At 40.0% G+C, this 13,597-nt stretch carries 7 protein-coding genes and 2 pseudogenes; 5 read left to right on the forward strand and 4 right to left on the reverse strand.

Features of this window, described 5'->3' with window-relative positions; all coding sequences use genetic code 11:
* The first annotated feature begins 277 nt into the window (after window positions 1-277).
* Complete coding sequence (locus GNE10_RS22210) at window positions 278-637, forward strand: VOC family protein (protein WP_185567024.1); 360 nt, start codon at window positions 278-280, stop codon at window positions 635-637.
* A 148-nt stretch (window positions 638-785) separates the two neighbouring features.
* Window positions 786-2,102 (forward strand): recombinase family protein, encoded by a 1,317-nt coding sequence (locus tag GNE10_RS22215; protein ID WP_185567031.1) that lies wholly within the window; start codon window positions 786-788, stop codon window positions 2,100-2,102.
* Window positions 2,103-2,365: 263 nt separating this feature from the next.
* Here the strand turns inward: GNE10_RS22215 and GNE10_RS22220 are convergent, their stop codons facing one another.
* Window positions 2,366-2,929 (reverse strand): hypothetical protein, encoded by a 564-nt coding sequence (locus GNE10_RS22220; RefSeq protein ID WP_185567025.1) that lies wholly within the window; start codon window positions 2,927-2,929, stop codon window positions 2,366-2,368.
* Window positions 2,930-2,946: 17 nt separating this feature from the next.
* Window positions 2,947-3,645: a hypothetical protein gene (locus GNE10_RS22225; protein ID WP_185567026.1), complete on the reverse strand. Its 699-nt coding sequence runs from the start codon at window positions 3,643-3,645 to the stop codon at window positions 2,947-2,949.
* Window positions 3,646-4,218: 573 nt separating this feature from the next.
* Here GNE10_RS22225 and GNE10_RS22230 point away from each other — a divergent pair.
* Window positions 4,219-5,835 carry a glycosyltransferase family 39 protein gene (locus tag GNE10_RS22230; RefSeq protein ID WP_185567027.1) on the forward strand — a complete coding sequence of 539 codons (1,617 nt, stop codon included), beginning with the start codon at window positions 4,219-4,221 and terminating at the stop codon, window positions 5,833-5,835.
* A gap of 354 nt (window positions 5,836-6,189) precedes the next feature.
* Here the strand turns inward: GNE10_RS22230 and murJ are convergent.
* Window positions 6,190-7,791 (reverse strand): annotated as a pseudogene (murJ, locus tag GNE10_RS22235) (murein biosynthesis integral membrane protein MurJ); the annotation flags it as partial.
* 873 nt (window positions 7,792-8,664) lie between these two features.
* On the opposite strand from murJ, the gene GNE10_RS22240 reads away from it, so the two are divergent.
* Together GNE10_RS22240 and GNE10_RS22245 are read left to right on the forward strand one after the other, a co-directional pair.
* Window positions 8,665-12,192, forward strand: coding sequence for a GAF domain-containing protein (locus GNE10_RS22240; protein ID WP_185567029.1), 3,528 nt, complete (start codon window positions 8,665-8,667; stop codon window positions 12,190-12,192).
* Between the two features lie 256 nt (window positions 12,193-12,448).
* Window positions 12,449-13,039 carry a Uma2 family endonuclease gene (locus GNE10_RS22245; RefSeq protein WP_185567030.1) on the forward strand — a complete coding sequence of 197 codons (591 nt, stop codon included), beginning with the start codon at window positions 12,449-12,451 and terminating at the stop codon, window positions 13,037-13,039.
* A gap of 83 nt (window positions 13,040-13,122) precedes the next feature.
* Here the strand turns inward: GNE10_RS22245 and GNE10_RS22250 are convergent.
* A pseudogene (locus GNE10_RS22250) lies at window positions 13,123-13,597 on the reverse strand (hypothetical protein); the annotation flags it as partial.

Consider the following 13,597-nt stretch of genomic DNA (forward strand, 5'->3'; position numbering starts at 1 on the left):
CCCTGCCCCTTATCCCCAGAGGGGGCCCCCCCTTCCCCTTTTCCCGACTTTTGCAAGAAGTCTATTGTGTTTGGTAAAGTGGCTGAAGAAAATACAGGTTGAAATTTCATAATTTTAACAGCACCTTTATTACACTCACCTGGAAAAATTAAGCCAAGTCATTAATCATTAGTTATTCTCGCCCATCGCCCTCATATTCTTTATCTCTCATACTTCCTACTCCCCGTAAGTCCTAAACTACGCCAAAATTTAAATAAACGCCATCGCACTTACGAAAATGCAGATTACCCAAAGTCTTCACACAGCAATTCTTGTAACTGACTTAGAACGCTCTGAAAACTTTTATGGCAAAGTATTGGGATTAACCAAAATAGATCGTTCTCTGAAATATCCTGGCGCATGGTATGAAGTCGGCAACTATCAAATTCATCTCATAGTTGCACCGACTGTCCCCACCGAAAACCCAAACGAAAAATGGGGACGTAACCCCCACTTCGCTTTCTCTGTTGCTAACTTGGAAGCCGCTAAACAAGAGTTACTCAATCGCAATTATCCCATTCAACCCAGCGCCTCAGGACGCCCTGCCCTGTTTACTCAAGATCCTGATGGGAATATTGTTGAGTTAAGTCAGCAGTGAGGGAGATGGGGGAGATGGGGGCAAGGAAGGGAAAAGGTTAAAGGGAAAAGGGAAAAGGAATAAATTCAATCTTTCTCCTTTCCCCCTTACCCTTTCCCCTTTCCCCCTTACCCTTTCCCAATGCCCAATGCCCAATGCCCAATTACTAATGAAAATCATTGCCTATTCTTACACCGATCCTTTGTTAGAGTCTTCTGCTGATGAGAGCAGTTGGGGATGGGAAGTTGATAAAGTTTATCAAGATTTGGGCAAGGGGGAGTCTTCTGGATACGCTGCGCGATCGCAATTACAAAAATTACTCGCAGATTGCCAAACTGAAGCTGTAGATTATTTACTGATTCGTCGTTTGGAAGAATTAGGGGATACTTTAGAAGAAGTAAGCGATCGCCTCAATGAACTCGAAGGAATGGGAGTGGCGATAATTGCTACAGAACAACCCTACACTTCAGAAAGTTCTCCTGTTGGTGCTGATTTGCTGAATTTGCTACACGCAATCCAACGCGAACAACGCAGTCGTCGCATCCGCCAAGGACACGCCCGCAATCGTCTTGAGGTTGCACCACCGCCAGGTAAAGTTCCCTATGGCTATCGCAGAGGTAAGGGAAAATATATCATTGACCGCAGTACTTCACCAGTGGTGAAGGATTTTTTTGACCATTTTTTACTCTACGGTTCTCTGCGCGGTTCAGTCCGCTACTTGGCGAAGAAATACGGCAAGAAAATTTCTGTTACCACTGGACGGCGTTGGTTGACTAATCCAGTTTATCGCGGCAATACAGCTTACCAAAATGGTGAAATTATCTCTGACACTCATATTCCCATCATTTCTAAGGAAGAAGCTGCTCAAGTTGACCGACTTTTACGCCGTAACAGCCGTTTACCACCCCGCACTGCTAGTGCGCCGCGTTCTTTGGCTGGGTTGATTGTTTGTGGGGAGTGTCAATCTCATCTAACGGTTACCCGTGTCACCCAACGCAATCAAGACCAAGAGTATTTGTATTTACGTTGTATTAGCTGTCCCCGACGACCTAAGTGTGCGGCTATTCCCTATCAAGAAGTTTTACAACAGACAATTGAAATTGTTTGCCATGACTTACCTTTAGCTGTGGCGGGAATGAATTTTCCGCAGTTGGATGCAGTCAAAAATAATTTAAGCCAAGCGATCGCTCGTCAGCAAGCAATACTCACTCAGTTACCCGCTTTAATTGAAACTGGAATTTTAGATACCGAAACAGCAAAATTAAGGGCTTATAAACTCCGCACAGAAATTTCTACACTCGAAGCCAAGTTGGCAATTCTTCCCCCAGTTAATTTGCGTTCTGTTGCTGTTGCTGTTTCAATTCCGCAATTCTGGTTAGATTTATCCGAAACAGAACGACGATTTTACTTTCGGGAATTCATTAAAGAAATTGAAATTGTTCGCCAAGAGCAAAAATGGCACTTGCAAGTTATTTTTATTTTTTAATCGATAAATCGCTCTCAAGTAGATGAGTTTAAATAAGTTGATTACGGTTGGCAGGATAATAGTTATGTACTACGCTGACTCTAATGTACCTTTGATTGCATCACCCCAGAAGCGAGAACGGGAAAAGCTGATGCAACAAAGGGTTCTGTAGTTTGAGGCTTGGGGAATTAAGTAAAAGAAACCTGTTGACATATAATAGAACGCTACAACATAAATGGGTGAGAAGCTCTTGCTGTTCCTGACAAGAGTATAACGATTAGTAGTTACTCCTTAAAAAAGTGTGAAAATAGTAGTAAACCATCTGCTGCCCTTAAAATAATGTAACCTTTTGTGAAAGTGGGAGTAGATGTGAGTACTTCATTCTGGGAACGTTGACGACTTCTTCTTTTAAAAGTACCGGAAATTTCTATTACTCGAACTGGAGTATTAAAAAGCTGATGGTCTTTCTCTATAGGCATTGATAGTTTTTGTCGAGCTTCGTCATAGCTCGTTAAACTAGACTTGATGACCGTTGAGTTACTTGTTATGAAGCGCTTTGCTGCTATCCTAAGTGCTGTTTGCGCTGCAACTTGTTCGCCCACATCAGCATTAAGGTCAGCAGGAGGTAAAAAACCTTGGTTAGGCTCGGTGTTTCCAGGAGGTAGTTGGCGCTTAGCGTCTTCAGGATTTGGTACTGGCTCTGTTGGAAGAACATTCATAGGAGAAGATTGAGAATTTGACTGATTCTTTTGAGCGATTGCTTGGCTTTCACATGAAGATGTAACAAGTCCAATTGCAAATAAAGCAATAGTTAGAATCAGTTTCTTCATAGTAATCAATTTTTTCATAACATTATTACCACTATTTATGGCATTACGGTTTCAGCAGAAAATGGATAGTTTACCCAGTAAATTCTAGCAGGAAGGTCACTATACAGACTGGGGTTGGCACAATCTCGTAATGTAGGATTACTGAGTGTGGCATACTGAAATCCATATACAGGAGCTTTGGGACTAGAGTTCGACTCGCTGGTAGATTCTAAACCAGCCTCCGTAAGTTGAAGGCTATTGTTTGGCCCACCTGTGTTAGCAGCCTCCCCTATCTTTTGACCTCCATAATAAAAATTCCATTTATTAGTGGCGGTGTTCCAAATTATTTTGAGTTCCTTGTAAGTGCCAATTATTGCAGTGCCCTCAGAACTATATGTCTCCGTTGTAGGCGTATAACTTGCCCAATAGTAAGTGGTACTTGGACTAACATAAGGTTCTTTATCATAGCCGACTTCTACCCATGAACCGCTACCAGTATTAAGCCAAAGCGGATGGGCTACAAATCCACTATTTGCAGCATCAACAGGGTCTATAGAAGTATCTACGACTAGTTGAGTAGCTTTCGCACCCGATAATCCTTGGAAATATCCACACGTAAGAACGGCATACCATCGTGGGTCATTAGTTTGAGCTAATGTACTTAAGCTTGATGTATTGAAGCTTATGCTGAAACTTAATAAAGATGTACTAGCAACGAGAGTCTGCTTAAGGCGTTTAAAGTTTATTTTTGGCATAAAAATCTCTCAGTTTTGATTGTCGTGTCAGATACATTTTCAACAGACTTATATTCTGCAAGAGTACTTTTTAACTCAAAAATAATGGTCTGAAGTTAAACCATTAAAAATTACGCTAATCCTAGCTTTATATTTTTTACTGTTGAATGCTAATTTCACTGAATTAACTAAATATAGATAACAAAATTATTAGTCTTATTACTTAATTAATATATTGAGACTGGGCGACAGGTCGTATAGTCACTTTAGCTTCAGTGAAATTTAATATTAAAAAAATAGCATTTATCAGTTTGTAATCCAATATAAAAAACAATAAAAGTAAATTTATTTACAAAGTAGTCAAAAATAATTGAGCCAATTTTTATACGTCTTATTTTTAGTATTTATCTATAAAAATGATCGTTAAATAATTAAAATAAATTTCCCGGAAAAATAGTACTAATTAAAGAAAGTTGAGTTAATCTTGGAAACTAGCAATAGTTAGGAACAGACGTTGTTACTGGGTGACAACATTGGAGATTCACTTTGGTCTCTATGTAATCAAACCAGCAAGTAAAATGATTACCAGAGAATATGCAAGAAGGAAGCTTTATTTGGGGTCATCTAGAAAAACAGCATCGCACAGTCGGCAGATGGGTTGATTGGGTATGGCTTGTGGTGTTGCTGTTAGCGGCAGTGTTACTGTTTAGCGTCAATCTAGGAGGATTGCCCCTGCGAGATTGGGATGAAGGCACTGTGGCACAAATCGCTAGGGAAATCTGGCACGCACCAGCAGGCTCAATGCGCTGGCTTTACCCAACACTAGGAGGCGAACCTTACCATAACAAGCCTCCCTTAATGCATTTGCTAATTGCTTGGGCTTATTCTCTAGGAGGCGAAAATGAATTCACTACGCGGCTTCCTGGAGCAATTTTAACATCAATATCAGTACCTTTACTGTATTGTATCGGTCGAGAATTATTTCGCCAACGTTGGGCAGCTATTTACAGTGCCTTGATTTATCTAACAATGTTACCCGTGGTACGTCATGGACGTTTAGCAATGTTAGATGGCGTGGTGGTGAGTTTTTTGATGGTGATGATGTTGTGCGTGTTGCGATCGCGCCGGGATTTACGTTATTGCCTTGGTGTTGGTATCGGTTTTGGATTAATTTGTTTAACTCAAGGATTAGCAGGCATATTGTTAGGTGCGATCGCCATCGTATTTTTATTTTGGGATACACCGCGATTACTCACCTGTTACTATCTGTGGATAGCCATTTTGATTGGTATTTTACCTGTGGTTGGTTGGTACAGCGCTCAACTAATTCATTATGGTTATACCTTCGCCCAAGTTGGTCTTGTAAATTCATCCACCAGAATAGGTGCAGTTGCACAGATGAATTTTGAACCACCTTGGTACTATATCATTGAACTTTTGAAGTATACATGGCCGTGGTTATTATTTTTACCCCAAACTGTACGTTTAACTTGGGAAAATCGCAACCTTAGCTGGGCAAAATTAGTACTGGCGTGGAGTGGTGTTTATCTATTGCTAATTTCCTTGATGATTACCAAACTTCCCTGGTATGCATTCCCAATTTATCCCAGCTTAGCCTTGGCTTTTGGTATCCAGTTAGCAGAAACAGAAAATTCGCCTTTAGTATCATCTTATCCCCGTACTTGGGTAGCAGGTTTAGCAATTTTAGCTGTAGTTGCTTCTGCCGGCAGCATTTATTTTAGTTGGGGTACAACACCGAAAACCGACTTACAGCTAATTTTTGCAGCAGTGGCCTTAACAATGACCTTAGCATCTATTTTGGCAGAGCGAGGCGACGGGCAATTTCTGAAGATTTTGTTCTGGGGAAGTTATATTTCGCTGCTTCTGTTAATGAAATCAAATTATTGGGTTTGGGAATTATCTGAGGCTTATCCTGTTAAACCAGTAGCCGCAATGATTGTGCGGGCAAATCCAGCTACCAAAAAGATTTATACATCTTTTCCCTACTCTCGTCCTTCCTTGGATTATTACAGCGATCGCACCATTATTCCTGCTTCTGTTGGCGAACTACAATATTATTGGCACTACAACAGTCAACCCTACTTCCTGCTTCACACATCACTTCTCAATAATCTGCAACTAGACTCAATCAAGCTAATTGACCAAGCTGATGGTTGGAAATTAGTTACCAAAGATACAGAGCGTTTATAAGTAGGGCATTGGGCATAGGGAAGGGGAAAGGGGAAAGGGGAAAAGGGGAAAGATTAAATTTATTCCTTTTCCCTTTAACCTTTAACCTTTTCCCCTATCTCCCCATCTCCCCATCCTTTCAAGGGTAGGTATTTAAAAAAGCCCTTGAAAGGCCCCCCTTCCCCTTTTACCGATTTCTCTTACAAGTCTATTGACTGTTGACTGTGAACCGTCAACAGTCAACAATCAACACTCAACAGTCTTCTATGGAATATTTTTTACTTGCAAGTCCCTAACTCTGTGCAATTGTTATTCCTCTGTTTCCTCTGTGTTCTCTGTGGTTGGATTTTCCGTTACCTGTGCGTAAGCTCTCTTTTTTTTGCCAAAGCGTTGAAGCAGACGATCCACAAAAGTATTCAACTCTGGTATTTTCATCCATGCAGCGATGACTGCAAATATAGCAATTCCCACGCAGCTAGATATACATAGTTCCAATAGCAAAGCTATTAAACCGGTTTTACCTAAAACTTGTGCAGAAGCAATCAAAGTTCCATAACTGGCTACCCCAGCTACTACACTTCCCGCAGTTAAACCGAGAATTGGTACACTCCACTCACGCCAAGGTAAACCATTAATTTTGCGATCGAGTAACCACAACAGCATTAATAAAGAACTGCAATTGACGCCTACTGTTGCTAATACTAAACCAGGTGCGCCAAAAGGGCCGACCAAAATCCAATCGAGTGCAGCATTGAGAAAAATATTAAAAGTACTGATGCGAAAGGGCGTCTGTCCATCGCCTAAAGCATAAAACACCCGCACCAACACATCACGCCCCAAATAAACAAACATCCCAATGCCGTAAACAATTAGCAACTCGGAAACTAACTGCGTCGCATCTCCCTTAAAAGCACCGCGTTCGTACACTACCTGGACAATGGGTACAGATAGCGCCACCATCAGCGCTCCCAGAGGTAACATGGTGACGGCACTGAGTAACAGTCCTTGACGAATACGTAATTTTAAATCGTCCCAATGTTCTGGAGCTGCAAGTTTGGCAAATATGGGTAATAAGGGCAACAAAATGATGTTAGAAATAATTCCTAAGGGAGTTTGCACCAGCAAATTAGCATAGTTGAAGCCCGCAGCAGCACCAGGGATGGGACTGGCGAAGTAAAGCACGGTGGCAAAGTTAATTGGCATCATTCCGGAGGAAATTGTTGCCGGAGTCATGATTTTAATTACTTCTTGGACAGCTGGGGTTTTAAAATCAAACCGCAGCCGCAATGTACCTAATCCTAATCGCCACTGCACAACTAGCTGCACCAACCACTGAAGAATTGCCCCTGCCAAGGTTCCCCAAGCTAACACCATACCACCGATGAAAGCGTATTCTGGCTTGATTATGTCTTTGCCCAGTTGCATAGCCATGAAAGCAATGCCGATGACAACTGTAATGCTGGATAGCAAAGGACTAATAGAAAGTAACCAATATTGATTAGCGGCGTTGAGAGTACCGAAGCCAATACCAATTAATCCAGAAAATAAAGCCATCGGTGCCATGATTTGGATTTGTTCGATGGCGATCGCTCTGGTTGTAGGATCTAAACCATGACCGACTAAATCAACTATTTCATCTGCCAAGAAAATTTGAGCAAATGTCACCACTAACAACAATCCACCCACCAGTGTTGTTACTGTTTCCACTAGGGGGGCAGCTTCTTGTTGTTTGCGTTTGGCTAAAACACTAACGATGGCACTGTGTAATGGCCCATTCACACCACCGAGTAATATCAATAGAAAGCCGGGAATAATATAAGCGTAACTATAGGCAGTGGCAGCTGCACCAACACCGAAGGCAGCAGCGATGGCTTGCTGTCGAATCAAACCAAAGACTTTACTAATTAATGTGGCAATGGCAACAATGCCAGCAATTCCAGCAAAAGAACGAGAGGGTTTTTGGTCTTGTTGTGTCACGAAGAATACCTGAATACTCTTGCAAAGTCCATACCTGAAAACATTTAACCTAAATTTTATTGTCTGTCAGGCTAATTTTGATAAGTCAGTTATTAGTCTAGCGGCAATTAGTCAACTCAGTAGACACAAAGCGCCTTATTGCCAGACATTCTTTTAAGCAGGGTTGCATAATTGCGGGATGATTTAAGAATTTGGGTGTTGTATAATTACTGCATATTTATATCTCCGTGTCAGTTTAAATTATTCCATTACAATGCCCCTTTTCTCTTGTGGTCACAGTACAAGGCAAAAATTGATTGTGCAAATCACTGATTTTGCATTTAACTTGCACATTGATGCAACGAGGCTATTGACAGTTGACTGTCAACTGTCAACAACCACTCCTGTTGGTTATGCTTTTTTAGCGCGCATTAGCTGAGGTATTAATTACTGCCCGTCTATATGTTTTTGTGTATATTGAAAAACATTAAATTTTATACTAATTTATACACAAATTAGCGAACAATCAACAATTAAGCTAAGCTTTAACACATTTAAATTGCACCCCGGTCAATAAAAGCTGCCATTTGTCTTATCTGAGAAAGTTCTAATGATTGCAACCTTCTCTACAAAACCCTTTGGGTAGCTTGCTTTTTTGAACGAATACCCAAAAGAGTTTACCCTTAGTCATTTGTGTTGACAAAGGACTAATAACTGATTGTTAACAAGTTGTGAAGATAAGCCACGAGAAGGGAACTATAACAATAACCATCTTCTTTACAAGAATTGGATACTTCAAGAAAAAGTTGGTCATACTTACAAGCTTGGCGCTGTTCAACCTGATGAAGTTTGACATCATAAATTTTTGTAGAACAATCCCTGAAATAAATAGCAATGGAACTCAATTCAACTTTTGCGGAAAATCAACTTCTATTGTCAAGCAGTCAACTTCAAGAACAACTAGAGAAACAAAAGGCTCTGGCAAGTGTGATTGTAAGAATTCGGGAGTCTCTTGAGTTAAAGACGATTTTTCAAACTACAGTTACAGAAGTGCGTCAGTTACTCAATGCTGACCGAGTTGCAGTCTTCCAGTTTGATTCTGAACAAGATTGGCAAGGAGAATTTATTTCTGAGGATGTTGCAGATGGTTGGACTTCAGCAATGGCAGTAAAAATCCATGACCATTGCTTTGGAGAACAATTTGCTACCAGTTATCAACAGGGAAAAGCGCAAGCAGTTACTGACATTTATGCAGCTGGGCTGAGTGATTGTCATCTAACAATTTTGGCTCAATTTCAAATTCGTGCCAACCTTGTTGTTCCTTTGTTACGCGAGAAGAAATTGTGGGGATTAATTTGTATTCATCAATGTAGTGAGGCTCGGAATTGGAAAGAATCAGAAATTGAATTTATTCGCCAAATTGCTGACCATTTAACAGTTGCAATTCAACAAGTAAAGCATCTTCATGAAGTCCAATTACAAGCAGCAAAATTAGCTCAAGCAGCCCAGCGCGACCAAGTAATTGCTCAGCTTGTTGATACAATTCGTTCGCCTCTCGATATTGACATCATCTTTAAAACAACAGCCCAAGAAATACGCACACTATTGCAAGCCGACCGAGTTGCTATTTTTTGCTTCAACGCTGATTGGAGTGGTAGCTTTGTGGCTGAATCATTTGCCGAAGGATGGACTCCCTTAGTTGGAATTCAAGGAGCGATCGCTGATAGTTATCTACAACAAACTCAAGGAGGGCGCTACCTGAAAAATGAGACGTTTACAGTTAACGATATTTATCAAGCTGGATTAACAGATTGCCATATTACTTTGTTAGAACAATTTCAAGTAAAAGCCTTTGCAACTGCGCCAATTCTCCAAGGGGAAAAACTCTGGGGAGTTATTGCTGCTTATCAAAATGCCTCCCCTAGACAATGGCAATCCTATGAAGTGGAATCCCTCTCGAAAATTGGTACGCAAATTGGTGTGATACTGCGGCATCACGAGTTGTTAGCACAAGCTCAGTATCAAGCAGAACAACAAAAAACATTAACCAGCGTGATTACTCGTATTCGGAAATCGCTGGATTTAGACACAATTTTTCAAACTTCTGTCACTGAAGTCCGCCAAATGTTACAAACAGACCGAGTGGCAGTATTTCGTTTTGACCCTCAAAAAGATTGGGAAGGAGAATTTATTTCCGAAGATGTTGTTACTGAATGCAACTCAGTAATTGCAGCCAAAGTCTACGACCACTGTTTTGGACAACAGTTTGCTATTAATTATCAACAAGGTCGGGTGCAAGCAGTTGCAGATATTTACGAAGCGGGATTAAGTGAATGTCATGCAGCGATTCTGGGCAAATTTCAGGTGCGGGCTAATTTGGTGGTTCCCTTATTGAAGCAAGGTGAATTGTGGGGGTTATTTTGCGTTCATCAATGTAGCAACCCTCGAACTTGGCAACCTTCAGAAATTGAATTTGTCAGTCAAATTGCAGAAAATTTAGGGGTTGCTTTACAACATAATAAACTTTTACACGAAGCTCGATATCAAGCAGAACAACAAAAGATATTAACTAGCGTGATTGCTAGAATTCGTGAATCTTTAGATTTAGATACAATTTTTCAAACTTCTGTCACCGAAATGCGGCAACTACTTAAAGCCGACCGAGTAGGGGTATTCCGTTTTGATTATCAAAATGACTGGGAAGGAGAATTTGTTTACGAAGATGTGGCTGATGGTTGGACTTCAGCCATCGGAGAACAAGTTTACGACCACTGCTTTAGCGAACATTTTGCACCGCTTTATGCCCAAGGTCGAGTAAATGCGATCGCTGATATTTATCAAGGAAGTTTTCAAGGCTGTTATGTGCAAATTCTAGAAGCTTTCCAAGTGCGTGCCAATATGGTTGCTCCACTTTTGAAACAAGGCGAACTTTGGGGCTTACTATGTATTCACCAATGCAATGCTCCCCGCCAATGGCAACCATCAGAAATTGAATTTGCCACTCAAATTGCCGAACAATTAGGAGTAGCATTAAAACAAGATTCTTATATTAAACAAGTTCAAATGCAAGCTGTCCAATTAGCAGAAGCTACAGAACGAGAAAAAGCAATGGAACGACAAGAATTATTAGCTGCAACTGTTGATAAAATACGTCAGTCTCTCGATATTAAAACTATTTTTAGAACTACCACTCAAGCTGTGCGAGAATTGTTGGAAGTAGAGCGAGTTGCTATTTACCGCTTTAACTCAGATTGGAGCGGTAAATTTGTCGCAGATTCCTTTAAAGATGGTTGGAAACCTGTAGTCAACACTCAACCATTGATTTTAGAAAATTTTGAAGATACAGATGATGATAATGAACTTCCACGCAACGAAACCTTCGTTCCCATTCGCCAAGGTGAAAAATTATGGGGTTTGTTAGTTGCTTATCAAAATTCCCAACCACGTTATTGGAAAGAAGAAGAAATTAATCTTCTAGCTCAAGTAGGAGTGCAATTAGGAATTGCAATTCAGCAAGCAGAATTACTCGAACAAACTAAACGTCAAACTTCAGAATTAACTCAAACTCTGCAAGAATTAAAACAAACTCAAAGCCGATTAATTCAGGGTGAAAAAATGGCTGGCTTAGGACAACTCTTAGCTGGAGTTGCCCACGAAATCAATAACCCAATTAATTTTATTTTTGGTAATCTCATACATTTAAAAGAATATACTCAAGAAATATTGGAAGCTGTGAAGTTTTATCACCAACTTCCAGATGTGCAAAAGAAATTTGAAAAGACAGATTTGGACTTTATTCTTGAAGATTTACCCAAAACTGTTGACTCCATGCAGATAGGAGCAGAGCGAATTCATGAGATTGTGCTATCACTGCGAAACTTCTCTCGTACAGATGAAGGAGAATCGAGAGCAGTAGACGTTCATGAAGGATTAAATAGTACTTTGCTGATTTTAGGGCATCGATTGAAAAGTAATAGCGATCGCCCAGCTATTGAGATTATCAAAGAATATAGTACTTTACCCTTACTCGAATGCTATCCCGCACAATTAAATCAGGTATTCATGAATCTTTTAAGTAACAGCGTTGATGCATTAGAGGAAAAATTCAAGACCATACAGCAAAAATATTTAGATTTAAGGGAAAAACGCCCCAGGATTCCCTTAACTATTTGGATTAGTACTCAAATAGTTAATCAGCAAGTTTTAATTAGAATAGCTGATAATGGTTTGGGTATGCCAGAAGAAGTGCGATCGCACATTTTTGATCCCTTCTTCACCACCAAAGAACCAGGTAAAGGCACAGGCTTAGGATTGTCTATCAGTTATCAAATTGTAGTTGAAAAACATCATGGTGAAATTAAATGTTTGTCCAAACCAGGAGAAGGAACAGAGTTTTTAATTAAAATTCCCACTGATAATTAAATCAGTTATCAGTTATCAGTCCTGATGGTTTATGGTGTGGTATTGTGGCGCACCAAAAAATTCGAGCAAGATGCTGGACACCAAATCCTCTTATAAATAGACCACTAATAACTGATAACTGTTTAGCGTAAATCCTGATAAAATTTATCTAGGGTAGCACAGCTGTTCTACCAAAGTATTTGTATCAATCTAAAAGTGAAACAGTGAAAATTTTTGCTAGGGTACAAGTGAAAAAATAGCATTGGATAAATGTGTTATGAGCGTTGTCACACCGAAGCGATTCACCATTGAAGAATATCATCAGTTGATTGAACTCGGATTTTTAAAGGAGGGCGATCGCATCGAATTAATACGGGGAGAATTGATTCAAATGGTAGCTAAGGGAACACCTCATACCTTCTGTACAACTCGACTTTGCCGCCAACTAGATCGACTTCTAGGCGATCGCGCTGTTGTGCGTTGTCAAGAGCCGATTATTCTCCCATCAAATAGTGAGCCAGAGCCAGATGTTGCGATCGCACGGGGAGATGAAGTTGATTATTTAGCTCATCATCCCTATCCCGAAGATATTTTCTTGGTTGTCGAAATTTCCGACTCAACCCTAGATTACGACCAAACAAAGAAGTTAGAACTTTACGCAGAAGCCGGAATTGCTAACTATTGGATTGTCAATTTAAATGCTCGTCAGTTAGAGAGTTACAGTCAACCTTATCAAAATGCTCAAGGTAAGTTTAATTATCTCAGTAAGCAAATCCATTTACCAAATGAGACAGTGGCAATTCCTGGTTTTGAAGATGCCTTGTTGGATTTGAGGAGGATTTTTCCTCAAGATGCGATCGCCTCATAGAATAAGGCTTCGTCTCTACTGAATATAGTTTAGGATTATTTGGAGTGCGATCGCACCAATTCATCTTCAGTTATAAACATCTACTAATTTGCAGCCAGAAAACTTTTTATCATCTTAACTATTTCTTGTTTTTCTTCAAACCCAGAACTATAGCATCCAGTCAAAGCTACAGTTTCACCAGATGCTAACATTAAGGTCACTCGATAAACAAAGCCACCTTCGCTAGAATCAGAACTTTCAACTTTAATATCAACAATTTCATTTAAAGAGTACAAAAAAACAGATTTTCCCAACATCCCAAACCATCGATAGCGGCTGAGAATTAAACTATTTGATTTTTTATCAAAATTACAGCTGATAAACGAACCTGCTGCTATGATGAGTAAACCTACTAAAAAGAAAAATAGGGTTCCGCCAATTCCAGCATAAACGCCTGCGGTATCATCTTGCGTAACTACTAAACTTTTTTCTAAAGGTTCTGCCAAGAAATTATTAATTTTTAAAATGATTAACTTCGCTTCTTCTAAAGAATAATCGCTGTAACCAATTCGTCTAAAG

Origin of the sequence: Nostoc sp. 2RC (assembly GCF_014222165.1) — a bacterium.
Classification (GTDB): Bacteria; Cyanobacteriota; Cyanobacteriia; order Cyanobacteriales; family Nostocaceae; genus Nostoc; species Nostoc linckia.